Genomic DNA, 20,193 nt, shown 5'->3' on the forward strand with positions numbered 1-20,193 from the left:
GCGGGCCGTGCCAGCGTCCACCGGCAACCTCGACGTCGAGGCCGCGCGCCACCGCGCCCGGCCGCACACGGAGGGGAATGCGACATCGTGGAAGATCTGGTGGTGCGCGCCGAAGGGCTGCGCAAACGCTTCGGTACGACGCAGGCGCTCGACGGCGTGGACCTGGCCATGCGCCGGGGAACCGTGCTCGGCATGCTCGGGCCGAACGGCGCGGGGAAGACCACCGCCGTGCGCGTGCTGGCGACCCTGCTCAAACCCGACGAGGGCCGGGCCGTCGTCGCCGGCATCGACGTGCTCGAGCACCCGCAGCAGGTGCGCCGCAAGATCGGGCTGACCGGGCAGTACGCGTCCGTCGACGAGGATCTGACCGGCGTACAAAATCTGGTGTTGATCGGAAAATTGCTGGACCTGAGCACCAAGGACGCGCGGCGGCGGGCCGGTGAGCTGCTCGATTGGTTCGATCTGAGCGAAGCCGCCCAGCGGCCGGCCAAGACGTATTCCGGTGGCATGCGCCGCCGCCTCGACCTGGCCGCGAGCCTCGTCGGCCGTCCCGAGGTGATCTTCCTGGACGAGCCGACGACCGGGCTCGACCCGGCCAAGCGCGAGGACATGTGGGGTGTGGTCCGCACGCAGGTGGCGCGGGGTGCCAGCGTGCTGCTGACCACGCAGTACCTGGAGGAGGCGGACGCCCTCGCCGACGAGATCGTGGTCGTCGATCACGGTCGGGTGATCGCGCACGACACGCCGGACGGCTTGAAGCGCCGGGTGGGTGGCCAGACGCTGCGGGTGCGCCCGGCCGATCCGGAGCGCCTGCCGGACGTGCTGCGGGTGCTCGACGCGGTGGCCGCCCCGGGGACGACGGCCGCGAAGGACGAGGCGGCGGGCAGCCGGCCGGGCACCGCGTCGGTGCCGGTGACAGGCGACGCGGCACTCGCCGACGTGGTCCTGGAGCTCCGGCGCGACGGCGTCGAGGTCACCGAGATGGCACTGCACCTGCCCAGCCTCGACGAGGTTTTCCACACGCTGACCGGCAAGAAGAAGGCCGAGGAACTGGTATGACCGCGATCGCACGACACAGCGCGGCGCTGGCTCACCGCAGCCTGATCAAGACCATCCGTACGCCTGAGGCGCTCATCGACGTGACCATCCAGCCGGTGATCTTCCTGCTGCTCTTCACCTACCTCTTCGGCGGAGCCATCGGTGACGGCGACCGGCACGCCTACCTGCAGTTCCTCCTGCCCGGCATGCTGGCGCAGTCGCTCGCGATGGGCGGCGTCGCACTCGGCCAGAACCTCAACGCCGACATCGAGAAGGGCGTCTTCGACCGCTTCCGATCACTGCCGATCTCCCGGTCGGCGCCGCTCGTCGGTGCCGTCCTGGCCGACGTGGTCCGCTATCTGACGGTCTGCGTGGTGATGCTGGCGTTCGGCAGCGTGATGGGTTTCCGGGTCGAGACCGGAGCGGTCCCGGCAGTGGCGGCGGTCGCGCTGTCGATCGGGTTCGGGCTCTGCTTCTGCTGGATCTCGGTGTGGGTCGGCATGCTGGCCCGCACCTCGGGCGCCGTGCAGGGAATCATGTTCCTGCTGGTCCTGCCGCTGACCTTCGGCAGCAACGTGTTCGTGGAGACCGACACGCTGCCCGGCTGGCTGCAGGCGTTCGTGCAGGTCAACCCGATGACACCGCTGGTCGGCACAATCCGCGGCCTGCTCGTCGGCGGCCCGGTCGCCGAGCACCTGATCGTCACCCTGCTCTGGATGGCCGGCCTGCTCGTGGTGTTCGTCCCCCTGGCCCTGCGCGCTTACGCAAGGCGCGCCTAGGAACCGCTGGGAAGGGACGGCTGGATGAGCCGCGCGGGGTCGACGCGACTCTGCGCGGCTTGCGCGTCCATGGTCCAGCCCGCCGAGTAGGCCTCACCGAACGCCTCGTCGTCCAGCTCCCCGCGGGTCATCCTCGTCACCTCGAGCACGTTGAGGTCGGTGTGATCGTGCGAGCCCCGCAGCCGGGCGGCCGCACCGAGCAGCACGGCGGCGTCGCGGTGTCGTCCCCGCAGTGCGGCCAGCCCGGCGCCGGCCACCGCGACCATCGCCAGGATCGGCATGTCGTGGGTGTCCACGGCCGCCGGATAGGCCATCGCCAGCGCCTTCTCCGCCGTCTCCCCGTCTCCCCTGCGCAACGCGAGCGCGGCACGCATCACGCCGACGATGGCGGTGCCGTGGTCGCCGCCCATCAGCACCATCCCGTCGCTGCCCAGCTCGGCGCCCGCGCGGGTCAGCAGCTCCTCGGCCCGGTCGAGTTCGCCGAGGTAGATCATCATCCCGGCTTCGAGGGCGTCCACCAGCAGGACCAGCTCGCGGGTCGCGGACCGGTCGGCGCGTTCCCGGGCCCGGGCGACCGACCGGGACGCCTCGGCCGGCTCGCCGCGCCGCAGGTGCAGGTCGGCCCAGCGCAGGTCGATGAAGATCTCGTCGGCCAGGTCCAGTGAGCCGAACTCGCCGGCCAGCGCCCGGGCGGCGGCCAGGTCGGCGAGCGCACCGTCGAGGTCGCCGTCGTACTGGCGGACCAGGGCGCGCAGCGGCAGCACTGTCGCCTGGCCCCAGCGGTCGCCGATCGCCCGGAACCCGTCGAGGGCGTCGGTCGCGTCCTGGCTGAGCTGGGGCAGGTCGCCGGCGTTCTCGGCGAGCTGCGCCCGGAACATGTGCGCGAGGGAGGCCAGCCAGAGGTCCGGGCCGCTGATCAGCTGGGCGATGCGCTCGTGCGCGGCCTCGGTCTCCTCGGCGATGAACAGCACGACCGCGGCGATGGCCCCCGCCGGGCCGGGCAGCGCCGGGTGGGCGGCGAGGCGCGCGGCGAGGGCACGGAGCCGGTCACGGCGCTGGTTCGCGGTCTCGGTCATCAGCGCCGGTTCGGTGCCGGTGCGGTTGAGGACGAGGACCGCCTCCGCGCAGTCGGCCAGGACGGCGTCGGTCTCACCGGGGACGGCGAGCGCGGCGCCCAGCCAGTAGGCGGCGTCGGCGTGCCGGCCGAACATCTGCCAGTACCAGGCGAGATCCAGCGCGAGGCCGAGGGCGGCCGGTGCGTCGCCGCGGTCGCAGAGGTGGCGCAGCGCGGCGAGGGCGTTGTCGTACTCGGCGCGCAGCATCCGCAGGGCGGCGAGCTGGCGGGGAGTGCGCAGCTGGGCGTCATAACCGGTGACGAGGTCGGCGAGGTGGCGGGCGGCCAGATCGCGGACCTCGGCCAGGATGCCCTGCTCGGCGAGACGCTCGATGCCGTACTCGCGGAGGGACTCGAGCATCCGGTAGCGGCCGCCGTCCGGGGCGAGCTGGAGCAGGGAGCGGTCGACCAGGGCGGCGAGCAGGTCCGGGATCCGGCCGGCCGGGACCGCTCCGGCGCTGAGCGCGGCGGCCGAGCCGGTGGTCACGCCGCCGGGCAGCACGGCGATGCGCTCGGCGAGGGTCCGCTCGTCGTCGGCAAGCAGGTTCCAGCTCCAGGCGATCACCGCGCCCAGCGTGCGGTGCCGGGGCTGCGCGGTGCGGCTGCCGGTGGTGAGCAGCCGGAACCGGTCGGACAGCCCGTCGGCCAGCTCGGGCAGGGTGAGCGTGCGCAGCCGGGCCGCGGCGAGTTCGAGGGCCAGCGGCAGGCCGTCGAGACCGCGGACGATCCGCACGATGTCGGGCGCGGTGCCGGCGTCGACGGTGAAGCCGGGCCGGACGGCAGCGGCGCGCGCCGCGAAGAGCCGGACCGCGGGTGCCCGGGCCGCCGTCGCCGGTTCGGCGTCCGCGTCGGGGAGACCGAGCGGACCGAGGGGTACGAGGGACTCGCCGTCGACCGCGAGCGGCTCCCGGCTGGTGGCCAGCACCCACAGGCGTGGACAGCGCATCAGCAGCGCGCTCGTGAGATGGGCGACCGCGTCGATCAGGTGCTCACAGTTGTCGACGACGAGCAGCGTCTCCCGGCCGGTGAGATGGTCGGTGAGGATCTCCAGTTCGTCGCGGCCGTCCATGCGCACCTGCCGTGAGGGTTCGAACATCGCCGAACCGCGCAGCCCGGCAGCCGTCACCACCGCCGCGGCCACCTTCGCCGGTTCGGTCACCGACGCCAGATCAACGAGCCAGGTGCCGTCGCGGTAGGCGCCGCCGCGCCGCCGGGCCGCCTCCAGCGCGAGCCGGGTCTTGCCGGCGCCGCCCGGTCCCAGCACGGTCACCAGCCGGCCGTCGCCGAGCAGCGCGTTCACCCGGGCGAGGTCGTCGTCGCGACCGACGAAGCTGGTCAGTGGTGCGGGCAGGTTCGTCGGCGGCGGGCCGTCGCTTTTCTCCGGTACGACCGGAGCACTTCTCAACAGCCGGAGATGTCGTTCCCGCAGTGCCGCGCCCGGATCAGCACCCAGCTCGTCGGCGAGTTTCTCGCGGATCCGCTCGTAGACGGCGAGGGCCTCGGCCTGCCGCCCCTGCGCGGCGAGACAGTCGATCAGCAGGGCCGCCAGCCGCTCGTTCAGCGGATGCTCGGCGACCGGCCCGGCCAGCCGCGCGGTGGCCTGCTCGGCGTGCCCGAGGGCCAGCTCCGCCTCGGCCAGGTCGGCGGTGGCCTCGACGACAGCCTGCGCCAGCCGGGTGGCGTGCGCCGGGGCGACCTGGGCCAGCTCCGGTGCGACCGGGCCGGGTTTCAGCGCGGCCGCCTCGGCCAGCAGGCTGACGGCACCGGCCGGATCACCGGCGCGGAGACGATCCCGGCCGGCGGCGGCGAGCCGCTCGAACCGGCCGGTGTCCACGCTGTCGGGGCCGGTGGCCAGCCGGTAGCCACCCTCCACCTGGAGCAGGCAGCCGGTGCCGAGCAGCCGCCGCAGGCGCGACACCAGCGACTGCAGCGCGTTCACCGGGTCGGCGGGGCGGCCGTCCGGCCAGAGCGCGTCGATCAGGGCGCCGGCGCTGACCGGGTGCCCACCGGCGACGGCGAGCCGGGCGAGCAGGCCGCGCAGCCGGGCACCGGGGATCGGCACCACCGCACCGCGGTGAGCCCGGACAGCACCGAACAGCGTGACCTCCAGATCGCTGTCCCCATGCTCGCTCACCCGACGATCCTCCCGCGCCCTGTCCACCCGCTCCAAACCGGTATTCAGTTACGCGGTGGCTCAGTGCTGCACGGCTCGGCTTCGCGGCTGTTCAGGGCGGGGCGGCTCAATTTCGTGCGGCGTACTCCTCGACCTTGGCGGTGTCCCCGGCCACGATCAGCACGGCGCCTTCCGGTACGGAGGTCTCAGGTCTCGCGTACACGAAATCCTCGCCGGGCCGTTTGGTGCCGACCACCGTGACGCCCCACTTGCTTCGCAGCCCGAGCTCGGCGAGGGTGCGCCCGCCCGCGCCCTCCGGCGCCCGCACCTTGGCGATCGCGAAGCCGTCGTCGAACTCGATGTAGTCGAGCATCCGCCCGCTGATCAGGTGGGCGACCCGCTCGCCCATCTCGACCTCGGGATAGATCACGTGATCGGCGCCGACCGAGGACAGGATCTTGCCGTGCTTGACGCTGGTGGCCTTCGCCCAGATCTCCGGCACGCCCAGCTCGGTCAGCGTGAGCACGGTCAGCACGCTGGTCTCCAGGTTCGTGCCGATGCCGACCACGGCACGCGGGAACTCGTTGACACCGAGCTGGCGCAGCGCGTCCTCGTCGGTGGAGTCGGCCTCCACCACCTGGGTCAGGCGGTCCGACCAGTCCTGCACGATGCGGGGGTCGCTGTCGATGCCGAGCACCTCGTAACCGAGGTCCAGCAGCGAGGCGGCGACAGCGCTGCCGAACCGGCCCAGGCCGATCACGACCACGTTCCCGCCCTGCGGCGCTTTCTTCTCAGCCAATGAGAGGCCTTCCTTCCGGGTGACGGTACCGGCGGCGACGGGTGTTCAGCGCGATCGCGGTACCCACCGCGATGGTGCCGACCCGGCCCACGTACATCAGGACGACGAGGACGATCTGGGCGGACTCGGGCAGGTGTGGCGTGATGCCGGTGCTGAGGCCGACGGTGGCGAAGGCCGAGGTCACCTCGAACAGCGCCCGGTCGAACGGGATGTCGACGGTCAGCGCGTCCAGGGTGACGGTACCGGCCGCGACCAGGGCGACACCCAGCAGCGCCACGGTGATCGCCTGCCGCTGGCTCTCCTCGGCGATCCGGCGGTTGCGGATCACCACGTCCGGCTCACCGCGGATCTCCGCCCAGATCACGTACGCCAGCAGCAGGAACGTCGTCAACTTGATGCCGCCGGCGGTGCTGGCGCTGCCACCGCCGATGAACATCAGCCCGTTCGTGACGGCGATCGTCTCGCTGTTCATCCGGCCCAGGTCGACGCTGTTGAACCCGCCCGACCGGGTCATCACGTCCTGCGTGAACGCGGCGAGCAGCTTGCCCGACGTGCCGAGCGGTCCGAGCGTGCCCGGGTTGCGCCATTCGAAGACCAGGAAGACCAGGAAACCGAAAACCGAGAGGCCAAGGCCTCCGCAGACCGTCAGCCAGGTGTGGGTGGACCAGCATTTGGGGGTACGCCACTCGCGTACCAACTCGAACAGGACCGGGAAGCCGATCGAGCCGAGGATCACGCCCATGGCCAGCGGAAGGCAGATCCACGGGTCGGTGACGAACCCGATGATGCTGTCCGAGTAGAGCGCGAAGCCGGCGTTGTTGAACGCCTGGACGGCGTGGAAGACGGCTTCCCATGTCGCTCGGCCGAACGAGTAGTCGTACGTCAGCCAGAAACGCAGCGTGAGCACGACGGCGATGGCGCTCTCCACAGTGAGCATGACCACCGCTACCCGCAGCAGCACCCCGCCGATGCTGCCGCTGATGTTCCCGCCGGCCAGGCCGGCGCTCTCGGCCTGCGCGAGAAGGCGGCCGCGCAGCCCGAGCCGGCGCGAGACCAGCAGGCTGAGCAGGGTGGCCATGGTCATGATGCCGAAGCCGCCGATCTGCGACAGCACGGTGATCAGGACGTGGCCGAAGGTGGACCAGTACGTGGGTGTGTCGACAACGGCGAGGCCGGTGACGCAGACGGCGGACGCGGCGGTGAAGAGCGCGGTGACGAAGGGGGCGTGACCGGGCTCGGCGCGTGCCGCGGGCAGCATCATCAGCAGGGTGCCGACCGCTATCGCGCCGAGGAACGCGAGGGGGACGATCCGCGCCGGATGCTGCCAAGGTGATCGCACCGATGAGTAATACCACCGGGCCCGGTTCCGTACGCGCTCAGTACTCCAACAGGGCCCAGCAGCCCGCCACGAAGGCGCCGGCGCTGGTGAGGGTGCGCAGCGTGTTCCACCTGACCCAGCGGGGGAAGAACGCGGCGCGCACGGCGGCGACGTCCTCGATCTCGGCGGGGTCACCGGCGGCGTCCAGCCGGTTGTTCAGCGGGACGTTGACCACGCCGGTGATCGCCAGGGTGGCCACGTAGAGCCCCAGCGCGACCAGCAGCGGAACGAACACCTCGGACCGGTCCGCGTTCTGGAACGCGGCGACCCCGGTGGCGATCAGTGAGCCGACGAGGAGCACGAAGAACAGCGGGTTCTGGATGGCCACGTTGATCCGTTGCATGACCTCCACCGCGGCCCGGTCACCGGCGCGGCGGATGCCCGGCATCACCGATCCGGCGTACGCGTAGAACAGGCCCGCCATCAGCCCGAGCATCACGACGGCGATCAACAGCAAGGTGCTTCTCCCCCCGGTCCGGGTCACACTACCGCAGTGTTTGCAGAAAACCTGCAAACGGATATCTCTTCACATCCATGGGCGCCTATGTTCTTCTGGGGATTGGGAGCGCTCCCTAATCCCCCATAGATCCGTAGTCCGGGCGCCGGTTTCCTCGACGTTCGTTCCGGCGAGCGCACCCCGGAATGCGGATCGCACTCCCGAAAGAGAGCTCAGCAAATGTCTGGCCGAATTCCTCGGTTCCTCAAGGGTGCCGCCGTGGGCGCACTTCCCCTCGTCCTCGCGGGCACCGTCCTCACGGTCACCCACAACGCGTCCGCCGCACCGGTGCAGACCCTCGGGATCACCGACCTGGTCGGCTGGGGCACCCAGAACGGTGGCACCAGTGGCGGCGGCAGCGCCGCGACCACGACGGTGACCAGCGCCTCCGCCCTGACGTCAGCGCTCGGCTCCACCGCCGCTGCCAACATCCGGGTGTCCGGGACCATCAGCTGCAGCGGCATGCTGCGCGTCCGCTCCAACAAGACCATCATCGGAAACTCGGGCGCCGCGATCGTCGGCTGCGGATTCAACGTCAACGGTGACCGCAACGTCATCATCCGTAACCTGTCGTTCCGGAATTGGAACGACGACGCGATCAACGTGCAGGAGTCGGCGACCAACATCTGGATCGACCACAACAGTTTCAGCAACGGCTACGACGGAGCCGTCGACATCAAGCGCGGATCCGATTTCATCACGGTCTCGTGGAACCGCGTATTCAACCACGACAAGTCGATGCTCCTGGGTCACAGCGACAGCAACGCGAGCCAGGACACCGGCCACCTGCGCGTGACCTACCACCACAACTGGTTCGACGCGTCGACGCAGCGTCACCCGCGCGTCCGGTTCGGCAACCCGGTGCACGTCTACAACAACTACTACAACAGCAACAGCGGGTACGGCGTCGCCTCCACCGAGGGCGCCGGCGTACTCGTCGAGGCCAACTCCTTCGAGAACGTGGACGACCCGTTCCACCTCGGCGAGGCCTCCTCCGGGCCGGGCACCCTGGTCGCCCGCAACAACCTGCTGGTCAACTCCGGCAGCGGCCAGACCGGCGGCAGCGTACGAGCCATCCCCTACTCCTACACCGCCGACCCGGCCGCCAACGTCAAGTCCATCGTGACGGCCAACGCGGGCGCCGGCCGTATCAGCGTCTGACCCACCGACTTCCTTCCGCGGCGCCCTCCCCCTGTTCGGGGTGAGGGCGCCGCCCTCTCTTCCCCGCCACTCCCCCCATCTGCGCGGTTTGGTCACCCACGCGAGCGGGGACGGTTTGGGGGCAGGGATGGCCATGCAGGGCGGTCAGGCTTGATCCCTGCATGGACCATCCCTGCCCCCAAACCTTGCCCGGTTCCGGTGAGCGGGGCGGCTCCAGCAATCGCAGCGCATGCGGGCCTTGTGCCACCGCAGCCTGGGTAGGCCTCCCGCCGTCGCAGTGTGGGCCAGCACCCCGCCATCGCAGCGCGGGCCAGCACCCGCCATCGCAGCGTTGTAGGCGCACACGCAAGTCGTCCGTGAGCGCCTACCAACGCCATGGGCACGCCATGGGCTCACCCAGATCGCACGCAACCCAACGTGTGCGCCCACCAAGCCAACTTCGCCCGCCCGTCTCCAAGCTGGACGCCCCAGCTGGCTCCCAGGGGTGTCTCGCGGCCGCCGCAACAGCGCTCACGCCCAGCCGAGCGGACCAGCTGGCTCCCAGGGGTGCCTCGCGGCCGCCGCAACAGCGCTCACGCCCAGCCGAGTGAGCCGGCCGAGTGAGCCGGTGGGTGGTGGGGGTAGGAGTGGGGGTGGCCCTACGATCGGGGGATGCGTGAGGTGCTGGGGGCCGTTTGGGGGGAGCCGCGGCCGTTTCCTCGGCCGCCGGGACGGGTTTGGCGGGACTGGGTGCTGGTCGCGGTGCTGATTCCGGTGGCGGTGGCCGAGGGGCTGACCACCGGTGAGGTCGCGGGGGCGGTTGTGGCGGTCGCGCTGGTTCCTGCGCTGTTGTGGCGGCGTACCCGGCCGTTGCTGATGGTGGCGATCGCGTTCGGGGCTTGTGCCGTGTTCCACCCCGAGATGAACGTGTTCGTTTTTCTGTCGCTGCTGACCTATGCGCTGTTCCGCTGGGGTTCGGGGCCGGAGATGGTGGCGGGCGCGGCGATCTTCGTCGGGAAGTTGGTGCTGTCGCTGACGCTCGATCAGATCTCCGCGGGTGAGTTGATCGCCGGGCTGGTCTTCCTGTTCGGGACCGGGGCTCTCGGCATCGCGATGCGCTACCGGGCTCGGTTGCGGCTGCGGGAGCTGGAGAAGGTGCAGTTGCTGGAGCGGGAGCGCATCGCCCGGGATCTGCACGACACCGTGGCGCATCACGTGTCGGCGATGGCGATCCGCGCGCAGGCAGGACTGGCGACGGCGCCGGCGGATCCGGAGTCGGCGGTGGCGGCGCTGCGGGTGATCGAGTCGGAGGCGTCGCAGGCGCTCACGGAGATGCGGGCGATGGTGCGGATGCTGCGTGACGGCCCGCGCGACGTGGCGGCTCTCGCCGGAAGCTCGCCGGCTGGGCCGCCGGTGGATGTGCAGGTCACCGGGGACCTCGACGATCTGCCGCCGGACGTGGCGGACGCGCTCTACCGGCTCACCCAGGAGTCGGTGACGAACGCCCGGCGGCACGCCCGGCACGCCACCCGGATCACCGTGCGGGTGTCGGCGGACGAGACCGCCGTGCGGCTTCAGGTGAGCGACGACGGCGAGCCGGCCACACAGGGATACGGATTGACCGGCATGAGCGAACGCGCCGGTCTGGTCGGCGGCACCTGTTCGGCCGGGCCCGACCCGGACCGCGGCTGGACAGTGGACGCCGTACTGCCCCGGACCGCCGCATGACCACCAACGCCCGAAAACCAGACGCACGGGAATCGGCCGGCGGATGACCATTCGTGTGCTGGTCGCCGACGACCAGGAGATCGTGCGGACCGGTTTGAGCATCATCCTCAACACGCAGCCGGGCATCGAGGTGATCGCCGAGGCCTCCGACGGGCGGCAGGCCGTCGATCTGGCGCGGCGGCTGCGGCCGGACGTCTGCCTGTTCGACATCCGGATGCCCGGCGTCGACGGCATCGAGGCGACCCGTCTGCTGGCCGGTCCGGCGGTCACCGATCCCCTCGCGGTGGTCGTGATCACCACGTTCGACCTGGACGAGTACGTCTACGCGGCGCTGCGTGCCGGCGCCCGCGGCTTCCTCCTCAAGGATGCCGGCACCGCGCTGCTGGCCCAGGCCGTCCGTGCGGCCGCCGACGGTGAGGCGCTGATCGCCCCGAGCATCACGACCAGGCTGCTCAAGGCCTTCGCCGACAACGCACCGGCCACCTCTGCGCCACGCCAGCCGATCGATCCGCTGACCGAGCGCGAGGAGGAGGTTCTCTCGCTGGTGGCGCGCGGGCGCACCAACGCCGAGATCGCCGCCGAGCTCTTCATCACGCTGAGCACGGTCAAGACCCACATCACCAGCCTGATGGGCAAGCTCGGCGCCCGGAACCGGGTCGAGGTCGCGATCTGGGCGTACGAGACAAAGCGCACCGGACTTTAGTAGGGTCCGCCGACCGTACCGGGGACCGATGAAAGTGGACGCCCGCGCCGCGACGATGACAGGCATGAGAGCGTTCGTGCAGGACAGTTACGGCCCGGCGGAGACCCTGCGGTTGCGCGAGGTGGCAGCGCCGGTTCCGGCCGACGATCACCTTCTGGTACGGGTGAACGCCACCTCCCTCAACGCCCGCGACTGGCACGCCTTGCGCGGTGACCCCTACCTGGCGCGGCTGCTGTTCCCGCCGTTCGGATGGCGGGCGCCGAAGCACGCCATCCGCGGCAGCGACTTCGCCGGGCGGGTGGAGGCGGTCGGCCGGTCGGTGACCCGGTTCGCGCCGGGCGACGAGGTCTTCGGTGACCTGCGGGAGGGCGACGGCGCGTTCGCCGAGTTCGCCTGCGTGGCGGAGAGCGCGGTGCAGCGTAAACCGGCGAACCTGACGTTCGAGGAGGCGGCCACGCTGCCGCTGGCGGGAGGCACCGCGCTGCTCGGCGTACGGGACGCGGCCGGAGTGCGGGCCGGGCAGCGCGTGCTGATCAACGGGGCGTCCGGCGGGGTGGGCACGTTCGCGGTGCAGCTCGCCAAGGCCTACGGCGCGGAGGTGACCGCGGTGTGCAGTGGGCGCAACGCCGACCTGGTCCGGTCGCTCGGTGCGGATCACGTCATCGACTACACGACGTCGGACTTCAGCCGCTCCGGCCGTACTTTCGACGTCATCTTCGATCTGGTGGCGAACCGGCCGTTGCGGGCGTACCGGCGGGCGCTGACTCCGGATGGAACGCTGGTGCTCAGCGGGGGCGGTACGGCGCGGGCCGGCCGTCCGTACCTGGTGGGCCCGATGGGGCTGGTCATCGCGGGTCAGACGGTGGGACGGCTGGGCCGGCGACGGGTGATCCGGCTCGACACCGCCCCGGACGCGGCGGTGCTGGCGTCGCTGCGGGAACTGGCCGAGGAGAAGACGATCGTCCCGGTGATCGATCGGACCTATCGATTCGAGCAGATCCCGGAGGCGATGCGCTACCTGATGGTGGAACACGCCCGCGCCAAGGTGGTCGTGACGGTCACCCCCGATCACCAGGCCGGTGACAACAGCGCCAGGTCTCCGTCGTAACGGCGGTAGAGGACGCGGCCGCGGCCGATCGCCGGGTCGGTGAAGAAGACGAAGGACCGGGCCGGGCTGGCGTTGAGCGATTCGACGGCCTGGGCCGGCAGCAGCACCGGGGCGGGCCAGGTGTGCACGGTCAGCGGCACCGCGGTGCCGCTGAGTTCGGGGCCGGCCACGGTGCGCAGGAGGCGGTATCCGGTCGGGCCGCCCCGGTAGAGCACGCTCTCCGCACCGGTGGCGTCGTCGGAGAACAGGTGGAACGGGTAGTCGCGCAGCTCCATGGTGAAGGCGGCGGCGTCCACGTCCTGCACGGCGAGGCGGCACGATTTCGACCGGACCAGCTTGCAGGGCCGGGTCCGGCCGTTCAGGAGCCCGACCGGGGACGGCAGCAGGACCGGCCGCCAGCCGGCGGGGCCCAGCCCGATGTCACCGGAGCGTTCGGCGGCGAGCCGGCGGCCCAGCCGGTGCAGGCGCCAGCGTAGGCCCGCGGCGGCGCCGTCGATGGCCTCGGCGGCGCTCGGTGCGCTCAGCTGGGAGCGCACCATCCGGTCGGCGACCACCACGTTCACCTGCGCGACCACGAACATCGGCAGGTCACGACCCCCGTAACGGGTCAGCCGGACCCGGGCCTGTTCGACCGGGTGACCGACGGCGGAGATCTCGGGACCGACCGCGTCCCGGACGTGTTCCGCCTCGTCACGGGTGACAGCACCACGGACGGCGACAGCAGCACTGCTGCGATTCGACATGCGGTTTCCTTGTCGGGCGGGGTCCACCACCGGCGTGGTGGCGGTCAAGGGAACAGCTACCGGCGACCCGCCGCACCGTTCGACCCCGGCCCCGTATCTGATCTCGTAGGGCGTCGCGACGCGGGCCCAACGACTCTGTCACCAGAACGCTACCGTGCGCAATCCGTACGGCCTGATCGGCATGGGATAAATTCGTGCGGAGCCTGTCGAAGATCAGAGGCTGTCGATCAGGCGACGAAGGCCCGCCACGTCCTTCACACGCTCGGCACGGGTCTCGGCCAGCGGTGACACCAGCACCGTGGTCACGCCGGCAGCCGTCAGGTCACCGAGCTTTCGCCGTACCCCATCTCTGTCTCCCACCAGAGACGTCGCGGCAACCAGGTCGTCCGGCACGCGCGCCGCGGCCTCCGCCTTGCGGCCCGTCAGGTAAAGATCCTGGATCGCCTCGGCCTCGCGCGGATAGCCGTAACGTCGCACCAGGTCGTTGGAGAAATTGCGCCCCCGGGCGCCCATTCCGCCCAGGTAGAGGGCCAGTTGCGCACGGTGCCGCGCCAGCAGCGCGGGCGTCGGTTCAGAAAGGGCGAAGGGTACGGGGACCGAGACGTCGAGTGGACCCAGAGCGGGATCACGGCGGGCCCGGCCGTCGGACAGCGCCTCGCCGAACACCCGTTCCGCGGCTCCCGGGTCGAGGAACAGCGCCTGCCAGCCGTCGGCGATCTCGGCGGCCAGGGCGACGTTGCGCGGGCCCATCGCGGCCAGCAGGATCGGGATGCGCTCCCGCACCGGCCGGTTGATCAGCTTGAGCGGTTTGCCGTAATCGCCGGGCAGCGGAATTCGGTAGTGCTCGCCGGAAAAGATCAGCGCCTCGCGCCGCCAGGCCCGGCGGCAGATCTCCACGATCTCCCTGGTGCGGCCGATCGGAGCGTCGTACCGCACCCCGTGGAAGCCCTCGATCACCTGCGGGCCGGAGGCACCCAGGCCGAGCGAGAACCGCCCGCCGGAGACGTAGTCCAGCCCGGCCGCGGTCATCGCGGTGAGTGTCGGCGTCCGCGTGTAGGTCTGCATCACGCCGGAGGCGAGCCCCATCCGCCGGGTCCGCGCCGCCAGGAAGCCCAGCTGGCTCACCGCGTCGAAGCTGTACGCCTCGGGGACCACGACCAGCTCGGCACCGGCCTCCTCGAACTCGACCACCTCGTCGACAGCGGCGGCGAAGCCCTCACCGCTGTAGCCCAGCTGGATCCCGAGGCGCATCAGCCCTCGCTGACCAGGACCTGGCGGATCACGTCCCCGCTGCCCAGGCTCGCCAGAGCGTCGCCGACCTGGTCCAGGCGCAACCGGCGGCTGATCATGCCCTCGATGTCGAGCCGGCCGGCCCGCCAGAGGGCCAGCAGCCGGCCGAAGTCGCGCGGCGGGTCCGCCGAACCGTACAGCGAGGGGATGATCGTCTTGCCCTCGAAGAGCAGCTCGAACGGGCTGAACTCCACCTTGTGCTCGGAACGCCCGGCGCCGACGACCACCACGGAGCCACCGCGGCGGGTGGCGGTCCAGGCGGTACGCAGGGTCTGCGGGACGGCGACAATGTCGAACGCGTAGTCGAAGCCCTCCGGAACCACCTCGGTCTGGAGGTCGCTGAGGTCGTCGGGGGTCGCCGTGTGGGTGGCGCCGAACCGCCGCGCCGCCTCGTGCCGGGCGGGCACCGTGTCCACGGCGACGATCACGGCCGCACCGGCCAGCCGGGCGCCCTGCACAGCGGCGATGCCCACGCCACCGCAGCCGATCACCACCACGGTGTCGCCCGGCCGCACCCGAGCCGTGTTGATCACGGCGCCGACCCCCGTCGTCACCCCGCAGCCGACCAGGGCCGCCACCTCGTACGGCACGTCGTCGTCGATCTTCACCGCGCCGGCCCGCGGAACGACCATCTCCTCGGCGAACGAACCGCACCCGGCCATCCCGAAGACCGGCAGGTCACCGGCCATGAAGCGGGGCATCACGTAACCGGCCATCACGTGGGTCATGCACAGGTAGGGCTCGTTGCGCAGGCAGTGTGCGCAGGTGCCGCAGGAGGGCAGCCAGTTGACCGCGACCCGGTCGCCGGGCTCCAGGTCGTCGACACCGTCGCCGACGGCGATCACGTCACCGGCGGCCTCGTGGCCGAGCACCGCGGGCACCGGCTGGGGCAGCCCGCCGTTGATCGCGGAGAGGTCGGAGTGGCAGACGCCGGAGGCCCGGACCCGCAGGTGCACCTCGCCCGGCCCGGGGCCGAGGACCGTCAGGTCGTCGCGGATGTCGAGCTTCTCGTCGCCGATCGTGTGCAGAACCGCCGCGCGCATCCCGGCACCCCCTCGCATCGCGTCCACCAAAAGTAGAACGCGTTCTACGCTATCGGCGCGGGGTTGCCCAAGCAAGCGTTTGGCAGGGCAGCATAATGGGCCTGGTGACGACCCCGAAGAAGGCCGCGCCCGCCTCGGAGCGGCGAGCGCATCTGGTCCAGCTCGCCGGCGACCTGTTCGCGGAGAAGGGCTTCCGCGCCACGACCGTACGCGAGATCGCCGACGCGGCGGGCATCCTCTCCGGAAGCCTCTACCACCACTTCGACTCCAAGGAGTCGATCGGCGACGAGCTGCTCAGCGCCTTCCTCGACGACGTCCTCGAGGGATACCGCGCCGCCACCCGGGACACCACCGACCCGCGCGCCGCGATCGAGCAGATCGTCCGCTCCAGCACCGCGACGCTGAGCCGGCACCGGGCGGCGCTGACCATGCTCCAGAACGACTGGAACTACTTCAGCGGCCAGCCACGGTTCGCCTACCTGCGCACGGCGATGAAGGAGATCGAGCAGACCTGGATCGAGCAGCTGGAGCGGGGCAAGGAGTCCGGCCAGTTCCGCGCCGACATGGACGCCCGGCTGATGTACCGCCTCCTGCGCGACATCCTCTGGATCCCCACGTCCTGGCAGAGCCGCGACGGCGGCTGGACCACCGACCAGATCATCGACGGCCTCCTGAGCCTCCTCTTCACCGGCATCACCGCGCCCACCCACTCCTGAACCGTTCACGGCCTCACACCCGCCGGGCCGCTCGTGAAGATGGGCACGGCCGGAGCCGGAACGCTGCGGATCTGAGCGGGGAGCGGGCCGGAGGTGGCGTTCGAACGGTGTCGGCGCTAGCCTCCCAAGCAAGCGCTTGGTGGGCGCAACCCGGCACCGGGAGGACGCGATGGGGCGGCTGGACGGCAAGGTGGCTGTGATCACCGGCGGCGCGCGCGGGATGGGCAAGGCGCACGCCCGGCACTTCGTCGCCGAGGGTGCGCGGGTGATGATCGGTGACGTGCTCGACGACAAGGGCCAGGCCGTCGCGGACGGGCTCGGCGCGGAGCACTGCCGGTTCGTGCACCACGACGTGACCAGCGAGGACGAGTGGGCGGCGGTGGTCGCCGCGGCGCTGTCCGCGTTCGGGCGGGTCGACGTGCTGGTCAACAACGCCGGCATCCTGGCGCACGCCCCGGTCACCGAGATGGAGCCGGCCGACTTCCGGCGGGTGCTCGAGGTCAACCTGGTCGGTTCGTGGCTCGGCATCCGGCAGGTCGTTCCGGCGATGACCACCACCGGTGGCGGCTCGATCGTCAACATCTCGTCGATCGAGGGGATCGCCGGGGCGGCGGGCCTCTCCGCCTACAGCGCCAGCAAGTTCGGTGTCCGCGGACTGACCAGGTCGGCCGCCCAGGAGCTCGGGCCGCTCGGCATCCGGGTCAACTCGGTGCATCCCGGCGGCGTGATGACCTCGATGGCACTGGCCGCCGCGCAGACCATGACCGGTGTGGACGGATCCGGCTTCCTCAAGCAGCTCCCGATCGCCCGCTTCGCCGAGCCGGTCGAGATCTCCCGCCTGGTCGCCTTCCTGGCCTCCGACGACTCCTCCTACACCACCGGCGCCGAGTTCCTCGCCGACGGCGGCCTGCTCAGCGGGCCGGGCTACTGAGCGGGCCGGAGGGCAGGGGTGATGGACGGGGAACGGACGCTGGACGGCCGGGTCGCGGTGGTGACCGGTGCGGCGCAAGGGCTGGGTGCGGCCGAGGCGCTCGCGCTGGCCGCCGAGGGTGCGCGGCTGGTGCTCAACGACCTGCCGGGGCCGGCGCTCGACGAGGCCGCTGACCGGATCTTGGCGGCGGGCGGCGAGGCGGTCGTCTGCCCTGGTGACGTCGCCGACTGGTCGACGGGTGAGGCGCTGACGAAGACCGCCGTTGACATGTTCGGCGGGCTGGACATCCTGGTCAACAACGCGGGGGTGCTGCGGGACCGGATGGTGTTCTCGATGTCCGAGCAGGAGTGGGACACCGTGATCCGGGTGCACCTGCGCGGGCACTTCGTGACCACCCGCTTCGCCACCGCCTACTGGCGCGATCGGAGCAAGGCGGAGGGCGCTCCCGCGTACGCGAGGATCGTCAACACCGCCTCGGAGGCCTTCCTTCTGGGTTCGGCCGGCCAGCCCAACTACGCTGCCGCCAAGGGCGGCATCGTCGCACTGACTCTCGCGACCGCGCGGGGTTGCGGCAGATATGGGGTACGGGCGAACGTCATCTGCCCCCGCGCCCGCACCTCGATGACCGGCGACCTGATGGGCCCGCCCCCGGACGGTCCCGACCCGATGGCACCGGAACGGGTCGCCCCGCTCGTCACCTACCTGTCCGGCCCGGCCGCCGCCCGGGTCACCGGCGAGGTGTTCGTGGTGCACGGCGACGTGGTGGCGCTGCTCGGCCCGCCGACCGTCCGGTCCACCTTCCACGCCGCGAGCGGACAGTGGACGGTCACCGAACTCGACGCCGCCCTCGCCACGGTGTTCACCGACGATCCGCCCCGCCCCGGGTTCGTCTGCGAACAGACCCTGCCCCTCGCCGGGTCGACGTTCGGAGAGGAATAGGCAGCATGGCCAGTCAGCGCGACACCGTGACGATGACTGATCCGGAAGTGAGCGCGCTTCTCTCGTACGCGAGAAAGATGCACTTGGCCACGATCAACCCGGACGGAAGCCCGCACCTGGTCACGATGTTCTTCGGCCTGGCCGAAGGCCGGATCGCCTTCTGGACCTACCGCTCCTCGCGCAAGGCGCTCAACCTGGCCCGCGATCCGCGCGTCACCTGCCTGGTCGAGGACGGCGACGACTACTTCGAGCTGCGCGGTGTGCAGGTCGCCGGTACGGTCGAGCGGATCGACGACCTGGCCGGGGTCACCGAGATCGGCGCCCTGATCGCCGGCCGGATGCCGGACGTGCCGCGGGACGCGCTCGCCACCTACGTCGCGCACGCCGCACCGAAGCGCTCCGCCTATCTGGTGGAGCCGGTACGGGTGGCCAGCTGGGATCATCGCAAGCTCCTCACCTGATCGGCTGTCTAGACTGCTCAGTCATGTCCGCCTCCCCCGTCACCCCGCAGGGACGACCGCGCGATCCGGAGGTCGACGCGCGGATCACCCGGGCGGCGGCCGAGGTGTACGGCGCCGAGGGCTGGGCCCGCTTCTCGGTCGACGCGGTGGCTCGCAAGGCGGGTGTCGGCAAGGCGTCCATCTATCTGCGCTGGCCGAACAAGGAGGCGCTGCTCGCCGCGGTCCTGGCCACCCGGCTCTCCGGCGTTCGCGACATCGACACCGGCTCGGTCCGCGACGACCTGGTGATGCTGGCCCGGCAGGTGCTGCACACGTTCCTGGACGAGGCGGGCGGCGCGGTGCTGCGGCTGATGGTGGAGGCGGAGAGCATCCCGTCGGGGCGGGAGCACCTGGACCGGTTCCTGCAGTCGCAGGCCACGGCCGGCCGGGCGATCGTGCGGCGCGGTATCGAGCGGGGTCAGCTGGGCGAGCAGACGCGGGCGACGATGCTGCTCGACTGCATCAGCGGCGGCGCGCTGAGCCATGCGCTGGCCACCCCGGCACGGTTGCGCCCGCAGGTGGCAGCGGGTGCCGACGCGTACGCGGAGGAGCTTGTCGACTTCGTGCTCGCCTGTGTCTCACCGGCCGGCTGAGGCTCGGGGCACAACGGTTCCGGACCGCCGGGCGAGTTCACCGGCGGCGACCAGCAGGTCAACGTGCGCGGCGGTCTCCGCGACGGCGCCGACCTTCATCGGGCCGATCTGGTCCCACGGCCGGGACCAGCTCAAACTCGCGGCGAGCTCCCACATCGTGGGGGTGCCGAGCCGGTCGACCGTCTCGAGGATCTCGGCACAGCGCTGCCGGTGGTGGCCGGTCAGCTCGGCCGCGCGGGCGGCGATGCCCCGGAACCGGTACTCGTGGGCGGGCAGGGCGGCGCACCAGTCGTATTCGGCCAGCTTCGCGAGGGAGTCGAGGTAACGGGAGAGCGCGGTGTCGTCACCGTCGAGCTGCAGGCCGACGTTGGGGCTAATCCGGGGCAGCAGGTGGTCGCCGGTGAGGAGCAGGCGGGCGTCCGGTTCGAGCAGGCACAGGTGCCCGGGGGTGTGGCCGGGCGTCCAGACGGCCCGCAGCCGCCGGCCGGCGAGCGGCACCAGGTCGCCGTCCTCGAGGAGCACGTCGGCGTCGGTGAGCGGGGCCAGATGCCGGTCCGCCTCGGCGCCGAACGTGCTGAGCAGGTGGCTGATCTCCGCCTCGGGCGCGTGGAAGGTCCGGAGCCAGCGGGCGAGGCCCTCGCGTGCCCCGGTGTGCTGGTCGCGCACCAGCGAGGCGCGTTCGGCGGGGTGCATGGCGACCCAGGCCCCGGAGGCGCGGCGGAGCCGGCCGGTGAGCCCGTGGTGGTCGGGGTGCACGTGGGTGAGGACGATGCCGGTGACGTCACCGAGGCGGGCTCCGGCGACGGCGAGGCCGGCGCGCAGGGCGTTCCAGCCCACGTCGCTGTCCCAGCCGGGGTCGACCACGATCAGGCCGTGGTCGCCGGGGACCAGGTAGGTGAGCGTGTAGCGCAGGGGGTTGTCCGGGATCGGCACGGCCACCGAGACGAGGCCGCCGGCCAGGCGCTCCACCGGCGGCAGCGTCCGCGCGCGCCAGGCCGCCTGCTGTGCTTCGCCGAGGACCTCTACGCCTGCCACGGAACTC

19 protein-coding genes are annotated in these 20,193 nt (G+C 71.4%); 11 read left to right on the forward strand and 8 right to left on the reverse strand.

Features of this window, described 5'->3' with window-relative positions; translation table 11 throughout:
- The first annotated feature begins 87 nt into the window (after positions 1 to 87).
- Complete coding sequence (locus tag ACFQV6_RS07180) at positions 88 to 1,059, forward strand: ATP-binding cassette domain-containing protein (RefSeq protein WP_378026543.1); 972 nt, start codon at positions 88 to 90, stop codon at positions 1,057 to 1,059.
- On the forward strand, positions 1,056 to 1,817 hold the full coding sequence (locus ACFQV6_RS07185; RefSeq protein ID WP_378026544.1) for an ABC transporter permease: 762 nt from the start codon (positions 1,056 to 1,058) through the stop codon (positions 1,815 to 1,817). Before ACFQV6_RS07180 ends, ACFQV6_RS07185 begins: the two co-directional genes overlap by 4 nt.
- On the opposite strand, the gene ACFQV6_RS07190 is transcribed toward ACFQV6_RS07185, so the two are convergent.
- The 4 genes from ACFQV6_RS07190 to ACFQV6_RS07205 all read right to left on the reverse strand — a co-directional run bounded on the left by ACFQV6_RS07190 (position 1,814) and on the right by ACFQV6_RS07205 (position 7,678).
- On the reverse strand, positions 1,814 to 5,065 hold the full coding sequence (locus ACFQV6_RS07190; RefSeq protein WP_378026545.1) for a BTAD domain-containing putative transcriptional regulator: 3,252 nt from the start codon (positions 5,063 to 5,065) through the stop codon (positions 1,814 to 1,816). The genes ACFQV6_RS07185 and ACFQV6_RS07190 overlap by 4 nt on opposite strands.
- Positions 5,066 to 5,171: 106 nt before the next feature.
- A complete protein-coding gene (locus ACFQV6_RS07195) occupies positions 5,172 to 5,843 on the reverse strand; it encodes a potassium channel family protein (protein WP_378026546.1) in 672 nt (223 codons plus the stop codon).
- Positions 5,836 to 7,182 (reverse strand): TrkH family potassium uptake protein, encoded by a 1,347-nt coding sequence (locus ACFQV6_RS07200; protein WP_378026547.1) that lies wholly within the window; start codon positions 7,180 to 7,182, stop codon positions 5,836 to 5,838. Before ACFQV6_RS07200 ends, ACFQV6_RS07195 begins: the two co-directional genes overlap by 8 nt.
- 37 nt (positions 7,183 to 7,219) lie before the next feature.
- On the reverse strand, positions 7,220 to 7,678 hold the full coding sequence (locus ACFQV6_RS07205; RefSeq protein WP_378026548.1) for a DUF1772 domain-containing protein: 459 nt from the start codon (positions 7,676 to 7,678) through the stop codon (positions 7,220 to 7,222).
- 258 nt (positions 7,679 to 7,936) lie between these two features.
- On the opposite strand from ACFQV6_RS07205, the gene ACFQV6_RS07210 reads away from it, so the two are divergent.
- From ACFQV6_RS07210 to ACFQV6_RS07225, 4 genes are all read left to right on the forward strand, one after another.
- Positions 7,937 to 8,878, forward strand: coding sequence for a polysaccharide lyase family 1 protein (locus tag ACFQV6_RS07210; protein ID WP_378026549.1), 942 nt, complete (start codon positions 7,937 to 7,939; stop codon positions 8,876 to 8,878).
- Between the two features lie 651 nt (positions 8,879 to 9,529).
- Positions 9,530 to 10,585 (forward strand): sensor histidine kinase, encoded by a 1,056-nt coding sequence (locus tag ACFQV6_RS07215; protein WP_378026550.1) that lies wholly within the window; start codon positions 9,530 to 9,532, stop codon positions 10,583 to 10,585.
- 43 nt (positions 10,586 to 10,628) lie between these two features.
- Positions 10,629 to 11,288: a response regulator gene (locus ACFQV6_RS07220; RefSeq protein WP_378026551.1), complete on the forward strand. Its 660-nt coding sequence runs from the start codon at positions 10,629 to 10,631 to the stop codon at positions 11,286 to 11,288.
- A gap of 64 nt (positions 11,289 to 11,352) precedes the next feature.
- Positions 11,353 to 12,396 carry an NAD(P)-dependent alcohol dehydrogenase gene (locus tag ACFQV6_RS07225; protein WP_378026552.1) on the forward strand — a complete coding sequence of 348 codons (1,044 nt, stop codon included), beginning with the start codon at positions 11,353 to 11,355 and terminating at the stop codon, positions 12,394 to 12,396.
- On the opposite strand, the gene ACFQV6_RS07230 is transcribed toward ACFQV6_RS07225, so the two are convergent.
- The 3 genes from ACFQV6_RS07230 to ACFQV6_RS07240 form a co-directional block, all read right to left on the reverse strand.
- On the reverse strand, positions 12,357 to 13,139 hold the full coding sequence (locus ACFQV6_RS07230; RefSeq protein ID WP_378026553.1) for a sigma 54 modulation/S30EA ribosomal C-terminal domain-containing protein: 783 nt from the start codon (positions 13,137 to 13,139) through the stop codon (positions 12,357 to 12,359). The genes ACFQV6_RS07225 and ACFQV6_RS07230 overlap by 40 nt on opposite strands.
- Before the next feature lie 213 nt (positions 13,140 to 13,352).
- Positions 13,353 to 14,390 (reverse strand): LLM class F420-dependent oxidoreductase, encoded by a 1,038-nt coding sequence (locus ACFQV6_RS07235; RefSeq protein WP_378026554.1) that lies wholly within the window; start codon positions 14,388 to 14,390, stop codon positions 13,353 to 13,355.
- Positions 14,390 to 15,472, reverse strand: a complete 1,083-nt coding sequence (locus ACFQV6_RS07240; RefSeq protein ID WP_378026555.1) for an alcohol dehydrogenase catalytic domain-containing protein — start codon at positions 15,470 to 15,472, stop codon at positions 14,390 to 14,392. The genes ACFQV6_RS07235 and ACFQV6_RS07240 overlap by 1 nt, the downstream gene beginning before the upstream one ends.
- Before the next feature lie 104 nt (positions 15,473 to 15,576).
- Between ACFQV6_RS07240 and ACFQV6_RS07245 the strand changes: the two genes are divergently transcribed.
- The 5 genes from ACFQV6_RS07245 (at position 15,577) to ACFQV6_RS07265 (ending at position 19,151) form a co-directional block, all read left to right on the forward strand.
- On the forward strand, positions 15,577 to 16,188 hold the full coding sequence (locus ACFQV6_RS07245) for a TetR/AcrR family transcriptional regulator (RefSeq protein ID WP_378026556.1): 612 nt from the start codon (positions 15,577 to 15,579) through the stop codon (positions 16,186 to 16,188).
- 169 nt (positions 16,189 to 16,357) lie between these two features.
- On the forward strand, positions 16,358 to 17,119 hold the full coding sequence (locus ACFQV6_RS07250) for a glucose 1-dehydrogenase (RefSeq protein ID WP_378026689.1): 762 nt from the start codon (positions 16,358 to 16,360) through the stop codon (positions 17,117 to 17,119).
- 21 nt (positions 17,120 to 17,140) lie between these two features.
- Complete coding sequence (locus ACFQV6_RS07255) at positions 17,141 to 18,058, forward strand: SDR family NAD(P)-dependent oxidoreductase (protein WP_378026557.1); 918 nt, start codon at positions 17,141 to 17,143, stop codon at positions 18,056 to 18,058.
- 5 nt (positions 18,059 to 18,063) lie between these two features.
- On the forward strand, positions 18,064 to 18,519 hold the full coding sequence (locus ACFQV6_RS07260) for a pyridoxamine 5'-phosphate oxidase family protein (protein ID WP_378026558.1): 456 nt from the start codon (positions 18,064 to 18,066) through the stop codon (positions 18,517 to 18,519).
- A 23-nt stretch (positions 18,520 to 18,542) separates the two neighbouring features.
- Positions 18,543 to 19,151, forward strand: coding sequence for a TetR/AcrR family transcriptional regulator (locus ACFQV6_RS07265; protein ID WP_378026559.1), 609 nt, complete (start codon positions 18,543 to 18,545; stop codon positions 19,149 to 19,151).
- Here ACFQV6_RS07265 and ACFQV6_RS07270 read toward each other — a convergent pair.
- Positions 19,137 to 20,186, reverse strand: a complete 1,050-nt coding sequence (locus ACFQV6_RS07270; RefSeq protein WP_378026560.1) for an MBL fold metallo-hydrolase — start codon at positions 20,184 to 20,186, stop codon at positions 19,137 to 19,139. The two genes, ACFQV6_RS07265 and ACFQV6_RS07270, sit on opposite strands and share 15 nt — an antisense overlap.
- Between the last annotated feature and the right edge of the window lie 7 nt (positions 20,187 to 20,193).

The sequence above is a fragment of the Actinoplanes sp. GCM10030250 genome (assembly GCF_042666575.1).
Classification (GTDB): domain Bacteria; phylum Actinomycetota; class Actinomycetes; order Mycobacteriales; family Micromonosporaceae; genus Actinoplanes.